Here is a 22,729-nt window from a genome sequence, read left to right on the forward strand (position 1 = left end):
ACACAAAAAACCTATTGCCACAGGGAAATCATTGCTTTCTGCGGTGAACGCGCCAACCCAATATTCCAAGCACCATCAGTCCAAATCCCCCGACAATCGCCCACATCACCTGGTCATAACTCATCAGCGGTTTCTCGATCCGCAGATACCCCGGCTGCAGCAGCAACTCACGCATCGCCTTGTTCGCCTCGGCCAGTGTCACGTCTTGCAGTGCCTTGGCCGGGTTGACGAAATGGCCGTCCTCGTAGTCGCCGAGGGCGCTCCAGTAATAGTCCGCCAAGGCGCTATTGCCTTGCACGGCCCAAGCCTGGCGAGCGATGGCGGCTTGCTTGAGACGGGCGAAGGTGGCGGCGTCGAGGCCGTTCTTGAGCAGATCGGCTTTAAGCTCATCCAGCACCTGTTCCGCTGCCAGCACATCGTCGCGATCAAGGTCGGCGTTCAGGCTCATGAAGCCCACCCCGCCAAATACCTCGCGCTCGGCCGAGGGCCCGTAAGACAACCCATGGGCCAGGCGCAATTGGCGATAGAGCGCCCAGTCCAGATAGTCCTTGAGCAGGTCGAAGGTTTCGTCATGCTGGTCTTCCAGCACCGGTTCCGGCACCAGCCAATGCAATTTGGCACCGCCGCCGACGAAACCGTTACTCAAATTGCGCTCGTGGGCCGCGCTGGCCTGAATGTCTGGCAGCGGCAGGTGAGCGCTAGGCTCAACCGGTTTGAGTGCGCCATAGGCCCGTTCCAGATAGGCCGGCAGCAGACGGTCGAGGTCGCCAACCACGATCAGTGTCATGTTGTTGGGCGCGTACCAGTCCTTGCGCACCTTCTCCAATTGCTCGCGGGTCAGGTGATCGACTTGCGCGCGCTCGGGGCATTTGAGGCCCAGCTCCACCGCCAACTGATTACTCGCGGTGTGCCCCAGATCCTGCCGATCCAGCCAGCGTTGCAGGTGCGAGTAATGACCACCGTCTTCGCGCTCGACCACTTGCTTGGCGACGTTGATCGCATTGTCGTCGATACGGGTCTGGGTCAGCAGCGCCAATAACAGGTCGAGAACCTTGCGCTGGTTTTTCGCCGGGGCTTCGATGACGAAGGTCGTGTCGGCATTGCTGGTGTAGGCATTCCACTCACCGCCCAGGGCCTGCATGCGCTCTTCCAGACCGCCTTCGCCGGTGGCGTCGATGCCGCTGAACAGCAAGTGCTCGAGCAAATGCGGCAGCTCTTTGTCGGCACAGCTGAAATCATCCAGGCCTACGCCAACCACCAAGCGGATCGCCACATGCCCGCGCTCGGTGCCCGGTTTGAGGACCAATTGCAGGCCGTTGCGCAGGGTGTAGCCCTCGACCTGAAAGCGATCCAGGGCAAATGAAGGCAGTGAGCCGAGCAACAGACAAGCGAACAGCAGACAACGCATAACGAGTTTCCGTACGACCAGCGTAAGTTCAACAGACTTCAGGCAACTGTGGACGTTCAGGGTGAATGAGTGATGTCAGTCAAATCGTCGACCGCCAGAGCGCCGGTATCCGAAGTGCCCAATACCGCATAGGCGCTGCTGCAGAACAGCGAATTCAAGCGTCTCATGTCGGCAATCAGTTCCAGATGCAGCGAACTGGTCTCGATACTTTGTACGATCTTACGGTTTAAACGGCTGACATGAGCGTGGGCCAGGCGGCGTTCCTGTGCGCGAAAGCGACGTTTCTCACGCAGTAACTGGCGGGCACTTTCCGGGTCGGCACTGAGAAACACTGACAACCCCAGACGCAGGTTGGCAATCAGCTGGCTGTGCAGCCCCGCCAACTCCTCCAGACCGACCTCGGAAAAAGACCGGCGTTGCGAGGTTTTCTGCTGCTGAACCTTGCGCAGCATGCGTTCGATCAGGTCGCTGGAGAGTTTCAGGTTGATCGCCAGCTCAATGGTTTCCGCCCAGCGCCGGCTGTCCTGCTCGCTGAGGTCTTCGCGGGGCATTTGCGCCAGATAGAGTTTGATGGCGCTGTAGAGCGCTTCGACATCATCGGTCAGGCGACGCATTTCCTGGGTGACGGCGGTCTGTTTGCCGCGCAGCACGTCGAGCATGGCTTCGAGCATGCTGTCGACCAGATCGCCGATGCGCAGGGTTTCCCGGGCAGCGTTGGCCAGCGCCAGACTCGGGGTGACCAAGGCGGTCGGGTCAAGATGCCGCGGTTTGGCCGTGCCATTGATGTCCGGCCGCTCTGGCAGCAACCATGCACAGAGCTTGGCCATCGGCCCGACGCTGGGCAACAGGATCAGGCAACGCACGGTGTTGTAGAGCAGGTGGAAGCCGATGACCATTTCCTGAGGGCTGAAGTCGAGGCTGTCGATCCAGTGCACCAACGGGTCGAGCACCGGAATGATCAGCAGCAGGCCGATCAGTTTGTACAACAGGCTACCGAGCGCCACCTGACGGCCGGCCGCGTTCTGCATGCTGGTGCTGAGGAAGGCGAGAATGCCGCTGCCGATGTTGGCGCCGATCACCAAGCCGATGGCCACTGGCAGGCTGATCACGCTGGCACCGGCAAGGGTCGCGGTCAGCAGGACGGCAGCCAGGCTGGAGTAGGAAACCATCGCGAACAGCGCGCCGACCAAGGCATCGAGCAAGATATCGCCGGTCAGGGAGGCGAAGATGACCTTCACCCCTTGCGCCTGAGTGATCGGCGCGGCGGCCTCGACGATCAGTTGCAGCGCAAGAATGATCAGCCCCAGACCGATGCTGACCCGGCCCATCTGTCCTACTCGGGTCTGCTTGCGTGACAGGAAGAAAATCACCCCGAGGAAAATCAGCAGCGGCGACAGCCACGACAGGTCGAGGGTCAGTACCCGCGCCATCAGCGCGGTACCGACATCGGCGCCGAGCATGGTCGCCAGGGCCGGCGTCAGCGCCATCAGGCCCTGACCGACAAACGAGGTCACGAGCATGGCGGTGGCATTGCTGCTCTGAACCATGGCGGTCACCATGATCCCGGCGACAAACGCCAGCCAGCGCCTGGACATGTTATGGGCGATCACGTGGCGCAAGTTGGAGCCATAAACCCGCAGGATGCCGGTGCGGACGATGTGCGTGCCCCAGATCAACAGGGCCACGGCCGATAACAAATTGAGCAGGGTGAGCATGCAGGCCCCCTGTGGTGGTAGCGCCCCAGTGGGGCAAGTCAACGGTGCCGCGCGTTTTTCTACGTTCTGTACATAAGCTGTAGTTGGCTAACGGTCTGGACGCCAGCATCGCATAGCTAAAGAGGCGATTGAAACAAAACTGTCATGAAAACAGTTTGCTGCAGAGATGACAAAGGGGCCCGAAGGACGCTGCCGCTCAACTGAAAAGATGCATGAACATAACCCCTGTGGCGAGGGAGCTTGCTCCCGCTGGGCTGCGCAGCAGCCCCGAAATCGGGGGATCTCAAATCGCTGAATAGATCTGCGCGCGCAGGCCGTTTCCCAGTCGCTGAAAAAACAGGGGTAATCACGCAGCCACAAATGCCTGTTCGTTAGGCAGAAAAAATGTGAGAGCGGGCCTGCTCGCGATCGGGGCCTGTCGATCAACATCAATGTTGAATGTGATGGTCTCATCGCGGGCAAGCCCGCTCCCACAGGTTTCGCGCGGGCCTTCGCACAACCATTCGTCGCTACTGTCAGATCTGTCAGTAGAACGTTCCTCGCACTTCTCGTTTGATACCTCCTGCGCTCTACCCCCTCTGGTCTTCAGTTCAGGAGCTTGCATATGGACATGGAACATTTTCCCTCCCAAGGAGAGCCGGTCAAACCTCTGCGGCTCGCCCCGCCGTATTTGCCCAGTGGGACAACTCCCGAGGGCTACGATGGCGGCATCGGCGTGGCAGCCTCCGAGGGTGGAGTGCGATTTGTTATCAACCCATGGGCAACCATGGACGAGGACGATGAAGTTGGCGTGTATTGGGGCAATGACATCGCTCCCATCTGGTTCAAAACCATAGAGGCCGATGAGAAAAACAAGCCTGTGCACGGCACCATTGGTGCCGGCTATATCGTGCGGGGCGATCTGTTTCCCCTGTTCTACCGCGTCAAGCGAGTGAACCAGGGACCGGAAGACTCGACGCCACGGCTGAAGCTTCTGGTTAAACTCGACCGCCCCGGCGGCTTTGACGACGACTACGGCGAGGCCGGCCACTCTCATCTGCGCTATTCGATCCCGCAAGCCATTATCGACAATGGTGTCGGCCCGATCGAAGCCGAGGCAGGGGTGCCGATCACTATCCTGCCGTACCCCTTCATGCGGGTGAATGACCGCATTCATTGCACTTGGGGCTTCGTAAGCGTTGTCGTCCATGTCACCAGCGATCACGTTGATGATCCGGCCAACAATCCGCTGATCGTGCTGATCGACAAGGCAACCATTGAGCGGGTTGGCGACGGCGATAAAATCGGGGTGTCGTTCCAAGCCATTGACGAGGTCAATAACTACCCTGACCCACGTTCTCCCTGGTCGACCATTACCAACCTGTTCGTGGATCTGAAACAGAACCGCGCCCCTGCACCCATCGTGATCGAGGCCGACCCCGTCACCAATATCATCGATCTGGATAAACTGGGCGAAAACGATGTCACGATTCTGGTCAACACCGCAGAGTTCAAGGTCGATGACATCATTCGGATGACCTGGATTGGCACTCCGGCCACAGGTTCGCAGGTAATCCATGGCCCCATCGACCTGCCGGTAACCCGCGTCGGCATTCCCGTCACATTCAGCGTGCCCAATGCCAAGGTCAAAGCCATCGCCAAGGGACGGGCGACGGTGGCTTATGTGCTGAAAAGCGAGGGCGTCGCAGATCGCCCGTCAAAAAATGCCAGCGTCAGTGTCGAGGGTGACATCAGCCGCCTGCAAGCCCCCAGCGTGTTACAGGCAGTCGGCGGGCAACTACCGGCAGACTCGGCGCTGGCCACGGTGTCGGTGCCGTACTACGAAGGTCGCCATTCAGGTGACTTGATCACCATTCACTGGCAAGGCACCCGCCCCGGCGCGACCTATTATCCAATCCGGGTCATTGTCAGCAACGAGCCCGAATATGAGCCTATCGAACGTAGTGTACCGTCCAGCGAAATCGCTCCGCTGGACGGCAGTTCCGTGAAAGTCTATTACACCGTGGCCAATGACGACGTGAAGCTCAGCAGCATGCGCGACTCATTGCAGTTGATCCTCACCGTTGGTGTAGCTCAGCCAGAACTGATTGAGCCTGATGTACTCCAGGCCGACAACAACGTCCTGCCCCCGGAAAACGCTCCCGCTGGAGCCGATGTCATCGCGCCGTTCACCGGTACAGTGGCTGGCGATACCGTCGGCCTGCACTGGGTCGGCTCGATCAGTGGGCCGCACCCGCTGTATGAAATTCCGTTGAGCTCGCATACCGCAGGGCAGCCAGTACCGTTTCTGGTGCAACCGATGTACATCACGGCCAATCGCAATGGCAAGGTGGATGTCAGTTATTACGTCAAGCGTGCGGGACAGCCATTGCGCAACTCAAGGGTGCGAACCTTGAGCATCGGCGTCACGCAACCGAAATGGGCAGCGCCCGAGGTACTGGAAGCGCCCGAAGGGCGACTCGACCCCAATACTCACCAGAGCGGTTTCACCGTGCGGGTCGATACCACAGCGTTGAACGAAGGCGATGGTATTGACCTGATCGTCGAAGGCAGGCCCGGCGAAGGCTCGATTCGCCCGGAACGGCGTTACGTCACGTCGCAGCCGTATATCGACTTCCCGATTCCGGCACCGATCACAGGAGCCAACCTGGGGCGGACGGTAAACATTTATTTTGACGTGGTGCGATCCACGGGGCCGCTGCCGTCGGAGAACCTGTCATTGCTGGTCGGCGCATTGTTACAGCAGAACATGCCAATGCCTCTGGTGGAAGGTTTCGATAGCGAGTTCATGAACCCTGGTGGTATCCAGGACTCCACCCAGGTGTTGTGCACCCAATGGCCGTTCCAGTTGTATGGCGCTCCGGTGTGGCTGAGTTATACCGAAACCCGCAGCGATGGCACTTCACGCAGCCGTGATCAATTGATGGGAGAGCCGAACAACCGGCTCGACGGACTGGCCCACACCGCGGCGGTGCAATGGTTGCGCGAGTGCAACGAAGGTTCAACGGTTAGCGTGATATTGAAGGTGGGACTGTTTCAGGGAGCGGCGCTGGCGGATGCGGTGGCGTGTCCGGTGCGGATTTACACAGTACGTACCGGGTTTGATGATTTGACGACGTTTACGGGGGGCGAATGGAATGGGTGGCGCTCAGCCTACCCCGACTTCCCAGCGAAAATATCTGAAGGTGGAGGCGAGTATTTTGTAGAGGGAGGAATGAAGATGCTCGTTATAAACAAACAATTCAGCAACCTCGCGGTTGGTGCACAATACGAACTAAGTTTTAATTATTATATAACGAACAGAGGCGGAGCTATTATTGCCAGAACCGGCCTTCCAGATATCAACACGTACTTCGAACAAGTTAACACATGGGGCTATTACAAACTTGTTTATCCAAACAACTCTACATCCCCAAACATTTTAATCCGCATTTCAGCACCCGCCGCTAAGATGGATAACATTCGCCTGAGACAAATATCCTGATCAACCCTTGGCTTTATTCGTGGAGCGAAGCAATTCGGGGCGAACCTGCTCGCGATGCCCCCGTACACATTGATGTTTAATAACACTTTCCGCAGCTATGACAAAGGGGCCCGAAGGCCCCTTTATCATTTACGCAGTGTTAAAATTACTGCCCCGGAACATCCTTGCGCAGTTTCACCGGATCTTGCTGCTTCTTCTTTTTCATCATTGCGGTACGCAACTTGATGTTGATCGCTTCCACCGCCAACGAGAACGCCATCGCGAAGTAGACGTAGCCTTTTGGCAAGTGCACGTCGAGCGATTCGGCAATCAGCACGGTACCCACCAGCAACAGGAACGACAGCGCCAGCATCTTCAGCGACGGGTGCTTGTCGATGAACTCGCTGATGGTGCCAGAAGCCCACATCATCACTAGCACTGCAACGACAATCGCCGCGACCATGACCGGTACGTGGGACACCATGCCAACGGCAGTGATGACCGAGTCCAGCGAGAACACGATGTCGATGATCGCGATCTGGATGATGGTGTACAGGAAATTGCCGCCCTTGCCCGAAGGCTCGTCGCCGCCTTCATCTTGACCTTCCAGCGCGTGGTACATCTCTTGCGAGCTTTTCCACAGCAGGAACAAACCACCGAAGAACAGGATCAGGTCACGCCCGGAAATACCCTGGCCGAACACTTCGAACAGGTCGGCGGTGAGGCGCATGACCCAGGTGATCGACAGCAGCAACAGGATCCGCGTGATCATGGCCAGCGCCAGGCCGAAAATCCGGGTGCGCGCCTGCATGTGCTTGGGCATGCGGCTGACCAGGATCGAGATCATGATGATGTTGTCGATGCCCAGGACGATCTCCAGGGCAGTCAGGGTGAAGAAGGCAACCCAGATTTCAGGGTTGGTCAGCCATTCCATGTGTATTCCTTTGAGGATGTGTTAAACCACGAAGGGCCCGGGCTTCATTACAGCAAGCCTGGACCCGTCATGGTGAGTCTTGAGCTTATAGAGTGCTGAACAGCGGAAAAATCCCCATCAGCAATGCAGCGACCAGTATGCACAGGCAAACCAGCACTGCCCACTTCAAGGTGAACCGCTGATGGTCACCGAACTCGATACCGGCCAGGGCCACCAACAGATAGGTCGATGGTACCAGCGGGCTCAGCAAGTGGACGGGCTGACCGACGATCGAGGCACGTGCCATTTCCACCGCGGTTATACCGTAATGACTGGCGGCTTCGGCAAGTACCGGTAACACGCCGTAATAAAAAGCATCGTTCGACATGAAGAACGTGAACGGCATGCTCACCAGCGCGGTGATCACGGCCAGGTACGGGCCGAGGAAATCGGGGATGACCGCCAGCAGGCTTTTCGACATGGCATCGACCATACCGGTGCCCGACAGGATACCGGTGAAGATACCTGCGGCAAAGATCAACCCGACCACCGCCAGCACGCTACCGGCGTGGGCCGCGACGCGATCCTTCTGCTGTTGCAGGCATGGGTAGTTGACGATCATCGCGATACTGAACGCCACCATGAACAGCACCGGCAGCGGCAACAGGCCGGCGATCAGCGTACCCATGAGCGTCAAAGTCAGCGCGCCGTTGAACCAGATCAGCTTTGGACGACGGGCATCCGGGAACTGCGAAACGCTGATTTCGCTGTGATCGACTTCATCACCGACCAGGTGCAGTTCACCCAGACGCGCACGCTCGCGTTTACCGTAGAAGTAGGCAATCGCCAGAATCGCCACCACGCCGGCCAGCATCGCCGGAATCATTGGCACAAAGATGTCGGACGGGTCGACATGCAGCGCACTGGCCGCACGAGCCGTCGGGCCACCCCAAGGGGTCATGTTCATCACGCCACCGGCGAGGATGATCAGACCGGCCATGATCCGCGGGCTCATGCCGATGCGGCTGTAGAGCGGCAGCATGGCGGCCACGCAGATCATATAAGTGGTCGCGCCGTCACCATCAAGGGAAACGACGAGCGCCAGTACGGCGGTTCCGACCGAAACTTTCAACGGGTCGCCCTTGACCAGTTTGAGGATCTTGCGCACGGCCGGGTCGAACAGGCCGGAGTCGATCATCAGGGCGAAGTAGAGAATGGCGAACATCAGCATCACGCCGGTCGGCGCGAGTTTAGTGATGCCTTCGAGCATCATCGGACCGATCTTCGGCGAGAAGCCGCCGAACAGGGCAAAGATGATCGGGATGATGATCAGAGCGATCAGCGCGGACAGGCGCTTGGTCATGATCAGGAACATGAACGTGATGACCATGGCGAAGCCAAGGAAAGTCAGCATAGGAGTACTCCAGGCGTAGCGCGGCTAGGGAATGGCGAACCGGAGGGGGTCAGCGCAGAACGGGAAGCACGAGACGTACGGGCGGAGTGACAGCGAAGAGGCGGGTAGTAGCGGACATCAGAATCACCATTGTTGTTGTTTAATGGACCGGGCGGGCGATAAAACACTCGCATTGGCCAACCGGTCTGTTGCCGGCAGTGTGGGCGATCCTAATCGGGGAAGCTTTCAGCCAGCTTTCGCGAGTGAAAGCATTGACCGAATGTACAACCGGTCGTCGGCCCGGTTGACAGTCCGTAAACACGGGGTCAGGAGCAAAAGACATGGGCGAACTTCACACCGGCGGCTGCCACTGCGGACAAATGCGCTATCAATTCAGCGGGCCATTGCACGACATCGCTCACTGCCATTGCTCGATTTGCCGACGGGTCAGCGGTGGAATCGTGACCACCTGGATCACCGTGCCGGCCTCAGCATTTAAATGGATGGCGGCTACGCCATCCCGGTACGAGTCTTCGTCTACTTGCGTGCGATATTTCTGCCCAAACTGTGGGGCGCAACTGGCGCTGGTGACGAAGTTCAGCCCCGAGAGCATCGACGTGACCATCGCCACCCTCGACCATCCCGAGCAGGCGCCGGCCGAGCGGCATATCTGGACCGACAGTCGTTTGCCGTGGCTGCATCTCGACGAGCACTTGCCCGGCGAGGCCCAAGAACAACTCTGATCAGAAAACAGACAGGTTCAACGGCCGGATCGCGCCCATCCAGATCGCGTGCTCGGTGTGGTCGAGCAGATCGTCGCCTGTGTCCGGGTGCAGGAATATCACTAATCCCTTACGGTTGAGCGCCAGCCACGGCAACACCGCGCCGAGGTGTTGCGGCTCGAAAGCCAACTGGCAGCTCCAGTCCGGGTGCGGGCCAACCGGGCGTTCGTGCATGCGCCCCATCTTCAGTGGAAACAATTGCGCTGCCTGCTCACACAAAGCCCGTGCCTGTGGCAGGGTGCTGGGATCGAAATAGACGTGGGCGTGGTAACCCTTGATCGTTTGCATCTGACTCCCTCTGAAACCTTGTCGAACCCTCGCCGCTTCCCGCAGGTCACACACCATATACGCTGAATAGTAGGGAGCACGGCCATGAAAAATGCCGAAACCCCGGTGGTGAAGGTAGTGCTTTATGGTGCCATGAGTAGCCTGGGCAGTGCGCTGATGGCTGAAATGCTGCGGCGCCAGCATGAAGTGATCGCGATTCTCGATGACCTGAACGCGCTCGCGCCGCGCCCGGGTTTACGCACCAAGGCCGGTGACCTGTTCGATGCCAAGCGGGTCAAGCAGAGCGTGGCCGGCTGTTCGGCGGTGATCTGCCTGCTCGATGCACCAGGGTTGCCGATGAACAGTGAACACATCGAAAAATCCATCGTGCCCGGCCCGGTGGAGGAGGTGCTAGCGGTGGATGCACTGATTGACGGCATGCAGGCCGCAGGCATTTCCCGGCTGTTTGTGGTGGGCGATTTCGAGGTGCTGGACGACCCGGAAATAGAAGACCCGTTACAACGCCACGCCGCCGAAGAAATCCGCGAAGCTCTGCAAAGCAGCTCGTTGCACTGGACCTTGGTGAATGCACCACGCCGCGTGCCCGGGCTGACCATCGAGCATTTCAGTCACATCAGCAGTAGCCTGGAACCAGGCCTGGCCGCAGCGCTGGAACGGCTGAACAGGGTAGCCGTAGGGATTGCCGATGAGCTGCACCTGAACCTGCATGTTGGTGAGCATGTGAGTTTTGTTGGGACTTCGGAATCATAAAAGATCGCAGCCTTCGGCAGCGCCCACAGGCGCGTAGGAGCTGCCGAAGGCTGCGATCTTTTCGCTTTACACCGCAATCGAAGGCAAAGGAAGGCCATTGAGCGATTGCGCACTGCTGGCCTGTTCCGCCATCAACCAATCCACAAACAGCTGAATCAACGCCCCGCGCCGTTTGCGCTGGGGCAGAACCACGTAATAGCCCAGCCGGGAAATCACCGTGTCGGCAATCGGGCGACACAACAGACCTTGCGCCAACAAGTTATCCACAAGGTGCCGCCATCCGATCGCGACGCCTTGGCCACCAATCGCCGCCTGAATCAGCAAGGTGTAATTGTCGAAGCGCAGTTGCCCCGGCGCTGGGGCCGAGGTGATTCCCAACTCGCGAAACACGCCGCTCCAGTCGAACCAGTTGCTGCTGTTTTCGCCTCGCAGGTGCAGCAGCGGAAACTCCAGCAATGCCTGAGCCGGCAAGGGCAGGGGACGGTCCTTCAATAGCAGCGGGCTGCATACCGGAAACACCTCTTCGCTGAACAGCCAGTGGCTCTCGCCCTGCTTGAACCGGCCATCGCCGAACAGCACCGCCACATCGATATCGGTGCGCAACATGTTGTGGCTGCGTTCGCTGGTGACAAGGCTGACGTCCACTTGAGGGTTGGCGGTATGGAAGCGGTGCAGACGCGGCATCAGCCAGTACGCAGCGAAGGCGAAGTCGGTGGCCACCTGCAACACTTCGTGCTGTTGTTGTGCGCTGATTGCGCTCAATCCTGCATCGATATTCTGCAAACCGAGCTGAACTTGCTCGAACAGAATAGTCCCGGCCTCAGTCAGCTCGATACCGCGATAAATACGATCGAACAACCGGGTAGCGAGCTGTTCTTCCAATCGTTTGATCTGCTGGCTGATGGCCGGTTGCGTGGTGCCGAGCTCCACCGCAGCGGCGGTGAAACTGCGTTGCCGGGCCGCGGCTTCAAAGGCACGCAGCAGGTCCAGGGACAAATCACCGAGGGCGTCATACATAAGCTCTGCTTATCCTAGTCATTGCCTGGCATGGGCTTTACCACAAAGATTATGGACTCCATGCTCGATCACAGCACTCTCGCATAAATATCCACTATGGAATGCCGCGATCACATGAAGCGCAAAAATATTCTTTTCATCATGGCCGATCAAATGGCCGCGCCAATGTTGCCGTTCTACGGCCCTTCGCCTATCAAACTGCCGAACCTCAGCCGCCTCGCCGCCGAAGGCGTGGTGTTCGACGCCGCTTATTGCAATAGCCCCCTTTGCGCGCCGTCGCGTTTCACCCTGGTTAGCGGTCAGTTGCCGAGCAAGATCGGCGCCTACGACAACGCGGCCGATTTCCCCGCCGACGTTCCAACCTATGCCCATTACCTGCGTCGCCTCGGCTACCGCACCGCGCTGTCGGGCAAGATGCACTTCTGCGGCCCGGACCAGTTGCACGGCTATGAAGAACGCCTGACCAGCGACATTTATCCGGCCGATTACGGTTGGTCGGTGAACTGGGATGAGCCGGACGTACGCCCAACCTGGTACCACAACATGTCGTCGGTGCTGCAAGCCGGGCCGTGTGTACGAACCAATCAGCTGGATTTCGACGAGGAGGTGGTGTTCAAGGCTCAGCAATATTTGTTCGACCACATCCGCGAGGATGGCGATCAGCCGTTCTGCCTGACCGTGTCGATGACTCACCCACACGATCCGTACACGATTCCCAAAGCTTTCTGGGATATGTACGACGATGCCGACATCCCTTTGCCCGAAACGCCGGCACAGGATCAACTTGATCCTCATTCCCAGCGTTTACTTAAGGTCTATGACCTTTGGGACAAGCCGCTGCCTGTGGATAAGATTCGCGACGCGCGCCGTGCATATTTCGGTGCGTGCAGCTATATCGACAGCAACGTCGGCAAACTTCTGCAAACACTCGAGGAAACAGGGCTGATCGATGACACCATCATCGTATTCTCCGGTGACCACGGCGACATGCTCGGCGAGCGCGGCCTCTGGTACAAAATGCACTGGTACGAAATGGCTGCCCGGGTACCGCTGCTGATCAGTGCACCAGGGCAATTCGGGGCTGGGCGAGTCAGCGCGGCGGTGTCCACTGCCGACCTGCTACCGACCTTTGTCGAACTGGCCGGTGGCTCGCTGGAACCGGGTCTGCCGCTGGATGGCCGCTCGCTGGTTTCGCATCTGCAAGGGCAGGGCGGTCACGATGAAGTTTTCGGTGAGTACATGGCTGAAGGCACCATCAGCCCGCTGATGATGATTCGCCGTGGCGCCTACAAATTCATCTACAGCGACGACGACCCTTGCCTACTCTTCGATGTACATAACGATCCGAAGGAACAGGAAGAACTCAGCCAATCGCCGCAACATTGGCAGCTTTTCGAGGATTTTCTCGCCGAAGCGCGGGCCAAATGGAATATCCCGGCGATCCACCAACAGGTGCTTGCCAGTCAGCGACGCCGGCGTTTCGTCGCCGGCGCCCTGACCATCGGCAAACTGAAGAGCTGGGATCACCAGCCTCTGGTGGACGCCAGTCAGCAGTACATGCGCAACCACATCGACCTCGACGATCTGGAGCGTAAAGCACGTTATCCACAACCCTGCCAAAACCAATAATGTTAAGGGGAAGTCCATGCAAAGGTTATCCACAGTACTGACGGTCGGGCTTCTGGCTCTGGGCAGTGCCTCGGCCTATGCCGAGCAAAGCTGCGAGACGGTGAAAATGGCCGATCCTGGCTGGAGCGACATTGCTGCAACCAACGCCATCACCGGGTTTCTGCTGGACGGCATGGGCTACAAGGCCAAGGTCGACACGCTGGCAGTACCGATCACCTTTGGCGGTCTGAAGGATGGCCAGGTGGACGTATTCCTCGGTAACTGGATGCCGGCGCAGCAAGGCTTCTACGACAAGTTCGTGGCTAATGGCGACGTTACTCAACTGGCGAAGAACCTCGACGGCACCGAGTTCACACTGGCGGTCCCGGATTACGTTTGGGACGCGGGTGTGCATAACTTTAATGACCTGAACAAGTACGCCGAACTACACCCAAAAGAAGTCGACAAGAAGATCTATGGCATCGGCTCCGGCGCCCCGGCGAACATTTCGCTGCAAGAGATCATCAAGAAGAACGACTTCGACATGGGTCAGTGGAAGCTGGTCGAATCCAGTGAGCAGGCGATGCTGGCCGAAGTGTCTCGCGCCGTGAAGAAACAGAAATTCGTGACCTTCCTCGGCTGGACGCCCCACCCGATGAACGTGCAGCTGAAAATGCATTACCTGAAAGGCGGCGAGAAGTACTTCGGCGACACCGGCAGCGTTTATACACTGACCCGCAAAGGTTATGCACAGGCCTGCCCGAACGTCGGCAAGCTGCTCACCAACCTGAGTTTTACCCAGGAAATGGAGAACAGCATCATGGCCGAGGTGGTAAACAAGAAGGTCAGTAATGCCGAGGCGGCCAAGGCGTGGATCAAGGCCAACCCGGCGGTGCTGGATAAGTGGCTGGACGGTGTGAAGACCGTGGACGGGAAGGATGCGTTGCCGGCCGTGAAAGCCAAGTTGTAACGGTTCTCTGTGGCGAGGGAGCTTGCTCCCGCTGGAGTGCGTAGCGCTCCCATTTCGGCAACTGCAGTTTATCAGTCTCACCGAGTTGTCCGGACTTGCGACTGCTGCGCAGCCGAGCGGGAGCAAGCTCCCTCGCCACAATGATCGTTTTACCCTGCTACCCTTGCGCAAAATCCCACCCGAGAGAACCCATGGCCTTCCCCAGCCGCCATTCACTCTTTCCCTTCCTGACCTGGTTGCCCCGGCAAACCCGTGCCAGCGTCGGTCGTGACCTGATCGTCGGCCTGAGCGGTGCGATTCTCGCGTTGCCACAATCCATTGCCTACGCCCTGATCGCCGGTCTCCCACCGGAATACGGGTTGTACGCCGCCATCATCCCGGTACTGATCGCCTGCCTCTGGGGTTCATCGTGGCATTTGATCTGCGGTCCCACGGCGGCCATTTCCATCGTCCTGTACGCCAGCGTCAGTCCTCTGGCCGTCCCCGCATCGCAGGACTACGTCACATTGATCCTGCTTCTGACACTCCTTGCGGGCATTTTCCAGTGGCTGCTGGGTTTGCTGCGTTTCGGCGCCCTGGTGAATTTCGTCTCTCACTCGGTGGTGCTGGGCTTCACCCTTGGCGCAGCGGTGGTAATTGCAATTGGGCAACTGCCGAACTTGCTGGGGCTGGATGTGCCCAACCAGGCCACGGCGCTGAACAGCCTGGTGCTGCTGTTCAGTCATCTCAGTGAGGTGGACAAACCCTCGCTGGTACTGGGCCTGGCCACGGTGGTGATAGGCATCGTGCTGAAACTGCTGGTGCCGCGCTGGCCGACGCTGTTGATCGCTCTGGCCTTGAGCGGGTTGCTGGTATGGCTGTGGCCAGCGATGTTCGGTCATGTGCAGTTGGTCAGCGCCTTTGTCGGGCGACTGCCACCCTTCAGCCCGTTGCCGCTGGATCTGGACCTGGTGTTGCGCCTGCTGCCTAGCGCGGTGGCGGTCGGCATGCTCGGGCTGGTGACGAGCCTGTCGATTGCCCGCTCCTTGTCGGCGCGCTCGCAGCAGTTGCTCGACGCCAATCAAGAAGTCCGCGCCCAGGGTTTCTCGAACATAGTCGGTGCGTTTTTTTCCGGGTCGCTGTCAGCCGGTTCCTTCACCCGCTCGGCCCTGAGCTATGACGCCGGTGCCTGCTCACCGTTGGCGGGCGTTTTTTCAGCAGTATGGGTGGCGTTGTTCGCTATCTTCGGTGCGGTATTGATCGCCCACATTCCGATCCCGGCCATGGCCGGCAGTATTTTGTTGATCGCCTGGGGATTGGTCGACCATCGCGGCATTCGCGCCTTGTTGCGGGTCAGCCGTGCCGAGTTTCTGGTCATGGCGCTGACCTGTGTCGCGACGCTGTTGCTGGAGTTGCAAACGGCGATCTACGCCGGCGTGCTGGCCTCGCTGTTCTTCTACCTCAAACGCACCTCGCAACCACGGGTTCAGCATTGGCGTGAGGGCGACGAAGACATTCTGCGAGTCGGCGGTTCAATCTTTTTCGGCGCCAGCCATTACCTGCAAGTGCGCCTGCAACGGATGCACGGCGCGCGGGTAGTGATCGAGGCGCAGCAGATCAACTTCATCGACTATTCGGGCGTGGAAATGCTGCACCAGGAAGCGCGACGACTGCTGCGCCAGGATCGCAGCCTGACCCTGCGGCGGGCACGGCCACAGGTGGTGGAGGAATTGAGAAAGCTCGAAGGTGCGGAGAAATGCCCGATTCGCTTCGAAGATTGAAACACCGCCCCCTGTAGGAGCGAGGCTTGCCCGCGAAGAACGATGATGCGGTATGTCTGAATCATCGCGGCGCTCCCTTCGCGGGCAAGCCTCGCTCCTACAGGGGTTTACGCTGCGAGCTGGCGTCGGAGTTCGGCCAGCACCGGCGCCGTATCCGGGCGCACGCCGCGCCACAGATAGAAAGCTTCCGCCGCTTGCTCAGCCAACATTCCCAAGCCATCCATCGCCACTGCCGCGCCGTGCTCGCTGGCCCAGCGGCAGAACGAGGTCGGCTCCTTGCCGTACATCATGTCGTAGCAAACCGTCTTGCCCGGCTCGATCAAACTGCTGGCAATCGGCGGTACATCGCCTGACAGACTGGCGGACGTAGCGTTGATGATCAGGTCCACCGGTTCCAGCAACCAATCGAAACCACTGGCCGACACCGGCCCCAGATCCGCGAATAATTCCGCCAGCAATTCGGCTTTTTCTACCGTACGGTTGGCGATGATCACCGACGCCGGTTGCTCCGCCAGCAATGGCTCCAGCGCCCCGCGCACCGCACCGCCGGCCCCGAGCAGCAGGATGCGTTTGCCCGCAAGGCTGAATCCGGCGTTGACCGTCAGGTCCCGCACCAGCCCGGCGCCATCGGTGTTGTCACCCAGCAGACTGCCATCGGCCAGTTTGCTCAGGGTATTTACTGCGCCGGCCCGCTGCGCCCGCTTGGTCAAACTGTTCGCCAAACGATAAGCGTCTTCCTTGAACGGCACCGTCACATTCGCCCCGCGCCCTTCGCGGAAAAATGCCTGGGCACAGCCGGAAAAATCATCGAGGGGCGCCAGCAAAGTGCTGTAGTCCAGTTTTTGCCCTGTCTGCTCTGCGAACAGACGGTGGATCAGCGGCGACTTGCTGTGGCCAATCGGGTTACCGAATACGACGTAACGATCCATCAGAATTCCTCGTTCAGGCCTTGGCCAACCAATCGCGGTCTTGCAGGAAGTACTCGGTCAGGCGCGCTTCTTCACTGCCCGGCTCGGCCTTCCAGTCGTAGGCCCAGCGCACTTGCGGTGGCAGCGACATCAGGATCGACTCGGTACGCCCGCCCGATTGCAGGCCGAACAGCGTGCCGCGGTCATAGACCAGGTTGAACTCGACGTAACGACCACGGCGAAACTCCTGGAATTCACGCTGTTTGGCCGTGAACGCATCATTCTTGCGGCGCTGCACGATTGGCAGGTAAGCGTCGATAAACGCATCGCCGATGGCGCGCATGAAGGCGAAGCTGGTATCGAAGTCCCACTCATTCAAGTCATCGAAAAACAGGCCGCCAATGCCACGCGGCTCGTGGCGATGCTTGATGTGGAAGTAACTGTCGCACCAGGCCTTGTAGCGCGGGTAGACGTCCGGGCCGAACGGCGCGCAGGCCTGTTCGGCAACGCGGTGCCAGTGCACGCAGTCTTCTTCATTACCGTAATAAGGGGTCAGGTCGAAGCCGCCACCGAACCACCAGACCGGCTCTTCACCTTCTTTTTCAGCGATGAAAAAGCGCACGTTAGCGTGGGACGTCGGTACATGGGGGTTGTGCGGGTGAATCACCAAAGACACGCCCAAGGCTTCGAAACCTCGGCCGGCCAGTTCTGGCCGATGAGCGCTGGCGGAGGGTGGGAGTCCGCTGCCAAAGACGTGGGAAAAGTTAACGCCGCCCTTTTCGATGACCGCGCCGTTTTCAATCACCCGGGTGCGACCACCACCGCCGGCAGGCCGGGTCCAGGCGTCTTCGACGAAGCGCGCGCCGCCGTCTTCAGCTTCCAGGGCAGCGCAAATGCGGTCTTGCAGGTCGAGCAGGTAGGCTTTTACGGCCTCGGTGCGGGTAGTCATGGCATCACCTTGAATCGGGCAAAGCTACGCGGCGCTCATACAGGCCGGCGGCAAATTGCTGCGTAGGATAACACTGCACCTTGTGCCGTCGCAGTTGACGAAGGTCAAGCTTTAAGAGTCCGATAGGGCGCTTGGCGCTACAACTCTAGAAGCTAATACTTAAGGAAAGTGCAGATGGCAAAGCGTATCCAGTTCCGCGCCCATGGCGGCCCCGAAGTACTCGAGCATGTCGATTACCAGCCCGCCGAACCCGGCCGGCTGCAGGTGCGCGTGACCAACAAGGCCATCGGCCTGAACTTCATTGACACCTATTACCGCGGCGGCCTCTATGCGCCACCCGCCTTGCCGTCGGGCCTGGGGGCTGAAGGCGCGGGTGTGGTCGAAGCAGTCGGCAGCGAAGTCACCCGCTTCAAGATCGGCGATCGCGTGGCGTACGGCAGCGGCCCATTGGGCGCTTATAGCGACGTTCATGTATTGCCGGAAGCTAATCTGGTGCATCTGCCGGACGCCATCAGCTTCGAACAGGCCGCCGGCGTGATGCTCAAAGGCCTGACCGTGCAGTACTTGCTGCGTCAGACGTATGAACTCAAGGGTGGCGAAACCATTCTGTTCCACGCAGCAGCCGGAGGGGTCGGTTCCCTGGCCTGCCAATGGGCCAAGGCCTTGGACGTGAAGCTGATTGGCACGGTTAGCTCACCAGAGAAAGCCGCACTGGCGAAAGCCAATGGTGCCTGGGCGACCATCGATTACAGCCATGAAAACGTCGCGCAACGCGTGCTGGAACTGACTGACGGTAAAAAAGTGCCGGTGGTGTACGACGGTGTCGGCAAAGATACCTGGCTGACGTCGCTCGACAGCGTCGCGCCTCGGGGGCTGGTGGTGAGTTTCGGTAATGCTTCAGGCGCTGTAGATGGAGTGAACCTGGGGATTCTCGCGGGGAAGGGTTCGCTGTACGTGACCCGGCCGACCCTGGCGACCTACGCCAACAACGCTGAAAACCTGCAAAACATGGCCGATGAGCTGTTCGAGATGATCATCAGCGGCAAGTTGAAGGTGGACATCAGTCAGCGGTATCCATTGGCTGAAGCGGCGAAAGCACAGACCGAATTGTCGGCGCGGCGCACAACGGGCTCGACTGTTTTGTTGCCTTGACACCAGACTGTGGCGAGGGGGCTTGCCCCCGTTGGACTGCGCAGCAGTCCCCAACCTGAAGATGCGGTCTGTCAGTTAGAACGCATCGCTCATTGGCGGGCGCTTCGCACCCGAACGGGGGCAAGCCCCCTCGCCACATTAATCCGGGCGCACAACGTGGCCGGTGGCCAGATCGCGAATCACGCTCGGATTCTTCCGCCCACCCAGATTGCCACCCAGCACCCAATCAACCTGCCCGCGGAAATACTGCTCCACGCGAAGCCGCGTCCGCGCCGCCGGCCGCCCCTGAGGGTTGGCCGAGGTTGAAACCAACGGCCCGACCAACGCACACAAATCCCGCACCAGTGGGTGATCGCTAACCCGCAACGCCACCGTTTCATGCACACCGGTAATCCACTGGGGCAACATATTTTGATGCGGCACCAGCCAGGTGTTGGGGCCCGGCCAGGTGCTGGCCATGCGGTCCATCCACAGTTCAGGGAAGTCTTCGAAGAGGAAGTCAAACTGGCGAATATTGTCGGCCACCAGAATCAGGCCTTTATCCACAGACCGTCCCTTGATCAGCAACAGACGATCCACCGCCTCTTCGTCCCACGGGTCGCAACCCAAGCCCCAGACAGCTTCGGTTGGATAGGCAATGACCGCCCCAGCGCGAATTTCTCGTGCGGCTTGTTGCACACGCCAACTGTTGACCATGTAAGACTCTCCGGAATAAGGCTCTGCGCAGTTTACCGATCTTCCCTGTAAAACCTAGCGTCCCCGCGCAAGCCAGCGGCCGCTTTCACAGACCGCACGGCCGTCCATTTCCAGCTCCGTCAGCGCTGCCAATACTTTCGACAGCGCCCAGCCGCTGGTGATCGCCAGGGCTTCGCTGGTATGGGGCGCCGCGTGGAGCAATATGAGCAGCGGATGAGTCTCTGTCCTCTGCGGCGTTTCTGTGGATAACGGCAGCCGTTGCCAGCCGCGCAAGGCTTCGAGGATGTGCTCGATGGTTTCCACCAGCACCGCACCGTCGCGGATCAGCTGATGGCAACCCTTTGCACCAGGGTGATGGATCGACCCTGGAATCGCATACACCTCACGCCCCTGTTCCGCCGCCAGCCTCGCGGTGATCAACGAACCACTGGCAACACTCGCCTCGACCACGAGCACGCCGAGGGACAAACCGCTGATGATTCGATTGCGCCGGGGGAAATTGCTGTGGGAAGGGCCGGCGTCCAGCGGGAACTCCGAAAGTACCGCGCTTCCCGAAGCGATCATGGCGTCCGCCAGCCTTCGATTGCGCTGTGGATAAAAATTTTCCAGCCCCGTGCCAAGTACGCCGACCGTTTGCCCGCCAACGTCCAGAGCCGCCTGATGCGCGGCGGCATCAATGCCCAGGGCCAGACCGCTGGTGATGACAAAACCGGCGCCGGCCAGACTGCGGGAAAACGCGGTGGCAGTGTCCATTCCCGGTCGCGAAGCACGACGGCTGCCGACCATCGCCAGCTGTGGTTTTTCCAGAATTCCCGGATCGCCCGCGACGAATAACAGCGGCGGCGCATCACTGATTTGCGCCAGCAATGCGGGGTAGTCCGGTTGGTCCCACATCAGTAAATGCTGGCCCGGGCGCTCTAACCAGGCCAATGCGTGACTGGCGCCGTCACGAATTTCACTGGAGCGCCGACCCTCCGCACAAGCGAGTGGCAGGCCCAACGCACGCCAGGCGTTGGCCGGTGCGCTGATGGCTTTGGAGGCAGAGCCGAAGGCCTCAAGCAATTTCTTGAAACGTGCAGGGCCGAGTTCCGGCAAACGGTGCAGGCGTAAACGGGCTTCCAGTTCCGCAGGGGAAACGGACGTACAGGCAGACAGCGACATGGATCATCCTTGATCGTTATAGAGTCCCATCGAATCGGGAATAAGCTGTGGATAACTCTGTTGGTAACTTGTGAGCAGGCTTAAGGATTTCGCACCTTGTCCATCACCGCCAAAGAGCGCGATGCGTTAAGGACAAGCCCGTAGCTGAGCTTGTCGTAAGTGCGGAAGACCATCAGCAAACCGGCCCGCTCGTCGGGAATTTTCAATGGCTGGCCGGTGATTCGGTCACGCACGGTTTCACCGGTTTTCATCACCGCCAGCACATTGCCTTCGGCCAGGCCATCGCGCTGCCCCTTGTTCAACGTGACGACATCCAGCGCGCCGATCTGGGTGACCCCACGCGGGACATCGATAATCAAGCCGTCGATTTCGGCAGTTGGCGCACTGGGCATGAAGGTCGAATTGATCGAGCGCTCTTCACCGCCGAACAGCCGGTCGCCGAGTCGTACTTCCTGAGTGGTGCGTTGCAGGGCCAGGGTGGCGACGTCGCCTTCAGTGGCAATGATCTCGCCGCCACCGATGTCGTCGGCGTTGATCCCCAGAAACTCCTTGCTCTGCGGATCGGTGTAGACCTTGCCCTGACGGAAGATGCCGTACACCGGTTGTGTCGGGTCGAAATGGCCACGCGCGAATATTCGATCACCGGTGCCGCTGAGCACCCGTTCGGCATCGCCGGCGACGATGTAGGGCGCCTTGTCGAAATCCTCTGCCTTGTCGACGATGCGATTGCTCAGCAGAAAGCTGTTGATCGATTTCAGCGGAATGCTCGGAATGGCATCGGCCACCGGCGAGCTGCGGATTCGTGGCGAAAGCTTGATAGTGCCCCGGGAAGCGCCCCGATTGAGGGTCAGGCGTGGCTGACCGTTGACGTAAACCAGCGACAGCGTATCGCCCGGATAGATGAGATTGGGGTTTTCGATTTGTGGATTGGCCTGCCAAAGCTGCGGCCATTCCCACGGTTCACGCAGGTATTTGGCGGAAATGTCCCAGAGTGTGTCCCCTGCCACCACGGTGTATTGCTGTGGAAAACCTTCCCTGAGTTGCACTTGCCCATGCGCAAAACCGGCCGAGGCCAGAAGGAGCAAGGCGAGTAGTGATTTCCTCATGCGGTGAATCCCTTTATTATGTACGTTCGCGTGAAACGCCAGAGCCCTCGTGGCTCGCTTCCTGCTCATTATTGAAAAGCCGGAAGCTACGTTCACAACGGTAGCCTGCATCCTCGGACTCGCCAGGCCATCGACCCGACTTTACCTCACACGTGCAGCAATTGAGCTTATGGCCATTTTAGACATCCTCGAATTCCCCGACTCGCGCCTGCGTACTATCGCCAAACCAGTGGCTGTAGTGGACGACGAAGTGCGTCAGTTGGTCGATGACATGTTTGAAACAATGTATGAAGCGCCAGGCATCGGCCTCGCCGCGACCCAGGTCAACGTGCATAAACGTATCGTCGTGATGGACCTCTCCGAAGACCGCAGCGAACCGCGGGTGTTCATCAACCCCGAGTTCGAAGTCCTGACCGACGAGGTGGACCAGTACCAGGAAGGCTGCCTCTCGGTGCCGGGTTTCTACGAAAACGTCGACCGCCCGCAAAAGGTCAAGATCAAGGCCCTGAACCGCGACGGCCAACCGTACGAACTGATTGCCGAAGGCCTGCTCGCGGTATGCATCCAGCATGAATGCGACCACCTCAACGGCAAATTGTTCGTTGATTACCTGTCTACGCTCAAACGCGACCGGATCAAGAAGAAACTGGAAAAGCTCCATCGCCAGAACGCTTGATGCCCTTCTTTCAA

The 22,729-nt window shown here is 59.2% G+C and carries 19 protein-coding genes; 8 read left to right on the forward strand and 11 right to left on the reverse strand.

The genetic code is table 11. The annotated features are described in order from the left end of the window. Window positions 1-28 precede the first annotated feature (28 nt). Both JFU11_RS14750 and JFU11_RS14755 read right to left on the reverse strand, forming a co-directional pair. The gene (locus JFU11_RS14750) at window positions 29-1,408 is read right to left on the reverse strand and encodes an insulinase family protein (RefSeq protein ID WP_201061046.1); all 1,380 of its coding nucleotides are present in this window, start codon (window positions 1,406-1,408) and stop codon (window positions 29-31) included. Window positions 1,409-1,464: 56 nt separating this feature from the next. Next, on the reverse strand, window positions 1,465-3,123 hold the full coding sequence (locus tag JFU11_RS14755) for a Na/Pi cotransporter family protein (protein ID WP_201061048.1): 1,659 nt from the start codon (window positions 3,121-3,123) through the stop codon (window positions 1,465-1,467). A 604-nt stretch (window positions 3,124-3,727) separates the two neighbouring features. Between JFU11_RS14755 and JFU11_RS14760 the strand changes: the two genes are divergently transcribed. Next, window positions 3,728-6,607 carry a hypothetical protein gene (locus JFU11_RS14760; RefSeq protein ID WP_201061050.1) on the forward strand — a complete coding sequence of 960 codons (2,880 nt, stop codon included), beginning with the start codon at window positions 3,728-3,730 and terminating at the stop codon, window positions 6,605-6,607. Window positions 6,608-6,752: 145 nt separating this feature from the next. Here JFU11_RS14760 and JFU11_RS14765 read toward each other — a convergent pair whose 3' ends face one another. After that, entirely contained in the window at window positions 6,753-7,520 is a 768-nt protein-coding gene (locus tag JFU11_RS14765; RefSeq protein ID WP_201061052.1) for a TerC family protein, read from the reverse strand. Window positions 7,521-7,605: 85 nt separating this feature from the next. After that, the gene (locus JFU11_RS14770; RefSeq protein WP_123720078.1) at window positions 7,606-8,913 is read right to left on the reverse strand and encodes a CitMHS family transporter; all 1,308 of its coding nucleotides are present in this window, start codon (window positions 8,911-8,913) and stop codon (window positions 7,606-7,608) included. A 320-nt stretch (window positions 8,914-9,233) separates the two neighbouring features. On the opposite strand from JFU11_RS14770, the gene JFU11_RS14775 reads away from it, so the two are divergent. Continuing rightward, the gene (locus JFU11_RS14775; protein WP_201061054.1) at window positions 9,234-9,635 is read left to right on the forward strand and encodes a GFA family protein; all 402 of its coding nucleotides are present in this window, start codon (window positions 9,234-9,236) and stop codon (window positions 9,633-9,635) included. On the opposite strand, the gene JFU11_RS14780 is transcribed toward JFU11_RS14775, so the two are convergent. After that, entirely contained in the window at window positions 9,636-9,962 is a 327-nt protein-coding gene (locus tag JFU11_RS14780) for a DOPA 4,5-dioxygenase family protein (protein WP_201061056.1), read from the reverse strand. An 84-nt stretch (window positions 9,963-10,046) separates the two neighbouring features. Between JFU11_RS14780 and JFU11_RS14785 the strand changes: the two genes are divergently transcribed. Continuing rightward, entirely contained in the window at window positions 10,047-10,712 is a 666-nt protein-coding gene (locus JFU11_RS14785; RefSeq protein WP_201061058.1) for an NAD(P)H-binding protein, read from the forward strand. A gap of 66 nt (window positions 10,713-10,778) precedes the next feature. Here the strand turns inward: JFU11_RS14785 and JFU11_RS14790 are convergent, their stop codons facing one another. Continuing rightward, window positions 10,779-11,729: a LysR family transcriptional regulator gene (locus JFU11_RS14790; protein WP_123720082.1), complete on the reverse strand. Its 951-nt coding sequence runs from the start codon at window positions 11,727-11,729 to the stop codon at window positions 10,779-10,781. Between the two features lie 114 nt (window positions 11,730-11,843). On the opposite strand from JFU11_RS14790, the gene betC reads away from it, so the two are divergent. The 3 genes from betC to JFU11_RS14805 all read left to right on the forward strand — a co-directional run bounded on the left by betC (window position 11,844) and on the right by JFU11_RS14805 (window position 16,067). Continuing rightward, the gene (betC, locus tag JFU11_RS14795) at window positions 11,844-13,358 is read left to right on the forward strand and encodes a choline-sulfatase (protein WP_123720083.1); all 1,515 of its coding nucleotides are present in this window, start codon (window positions 11,844-11,846) and stop codon (window positions 13,356-13,358) included. A 16-nt stretch (window positions 13,359-13,374) separates the two neighbouring features. Next, window positions 13,375-14,307: a choline ABC transporter substrate-binding protein gene (choX, locus tag JFU11_RS14800; protein WP_201061059.1), complete on the forward strand. Its 933-nt coding sequence runs from the start codon at window positions 13,375-13,377 to the stop codon at window positions 14,305-14,307. Between the two features lie 191 nt (window positions 14,308-14,498). After that, the gene (locus JFU11_RS14805) at window positions 14,499-16,067 is read left to right on the forward strand and encodes a SulP family inorganic anion transporter (RefSeq protein ID WP_201061061.1); all 1,569 of its coding nucleotides are present in this window, start codon (window positions 14,499-14,501) and stop codon (window positions 16,065-16,067) included. Between the two features lie 107 nt (window positions 16,068-16,174). Here the strand turns inward: JFU11_RS14805 and aroE are convergent, their stop codons facing one another. Then, window positions 16,175-16,996 (reverse strand): shikimate dehydrogenase, encoded by an 822-nt coding sequence (gene aroE, locus JFU11_RS14810; protein WP_201061063.1) that lies wholly within the window; start codon window positions 16,994-16,996, stop codon window positions 16,175-16,177. 13 nt (window positions 16,997-17,009) lie between these two features. After that, window positions 17,010-17,924, reverse strand: coding sequence for an oxygen-dependent coproporphyrinogen oxidase (gene hemF / locus JFU11_RS14815; protein ID WP_007902928.1), 915 nt, complete (start codon window positions 17,922-17,924; stop codon window positions 17,010-17,012). Window positions 17,925-18,098: 174 nt separating this feature from the next. Between hemF and JFU11_RS14820 the strand changes: the two genes are divergently transcribed. After that, a complete protein-coding gene (locus tag JFU11_RS14820) occupies window positions 18,099-19,076 on the forward strand; it encodes an NADPH:quinone reductase (protein ID WP_201061065.1) in 978 nt (325 codons plus the stop codon). Window positions 19,077-19,214: 138 nt separating this feature from the next. Here the strand turns inward: JFU11_RS14820 and JFU11_RS14825 are convergent, their stop codons facing one another. From JFU11_RS14825 to JFU11_RS14835, 3 genes are all read right to left on the reverse strand, one after another. Continuing rightward, window positions 19,215-19,772 carry an L-threonylcarbamoyladenylate synthase gene (locus JFU11_RS14825; RefSeq protein ID WP_030127850.1) on the reverse strand — a complete coding sequence of 186 codons (558 nt, stop codon included), beginning with the start codon at window positions 19,770-19,772 and terminating at the stop codon, window positions 19,215-19,217. A 54-nt stretch (window positions 19,773-19,826) separates the two neighbouring features. Next, a complete protein-coding gene (dprA, locus tag JFU11_RS14830) occupies window positions 19,827-20,933 on the reverse strand; it encodes a DNA-processing protein DprA (RefSeq protein WP_201061067.1) in 1,107 nt (368 codons plus the stop codon). A gap of 80 nt (window positions 20,934-21,013) precedes the next feature. Beyond that, on the reverse strand, window positions 21,014-22,039 hold the full coding sequence (locus JFU11_RS14835; protein WP_201061069.1) for a LysM domain-containing protein: 1,026 nt from the start codon (window positions 22,037-22,039) through the stop codon (window positions 21,014-21,016). Window positions 22,040-22,208: 169 nt separating this feature from the next. Between JFU11_RS14835 and def the strand changes: the two genes are divergently transcribed. Beyond that, entirely contained in the window at window positions 22,209-22,715 is a 507-nt protein-coding gene (gene def / locus JFU11_RS14840) for a peptide deformylase (RefSeq protein WP_052963527.1), read from the forward strand. Window positions 22,716-22,729 lie beyond the last annotated feature (14 nt).

Source organism: Pseudomonas sp. TH37, from assembly GCF_016650735.1.
Classification (GTDB): domain Bacteria; phylum Pseudomonadota; class Gammaproteobacteria; order Pseudomonadales; family Pseudomonadaceae; genus Aquipseudomonas; species Aquipseudomonas farris.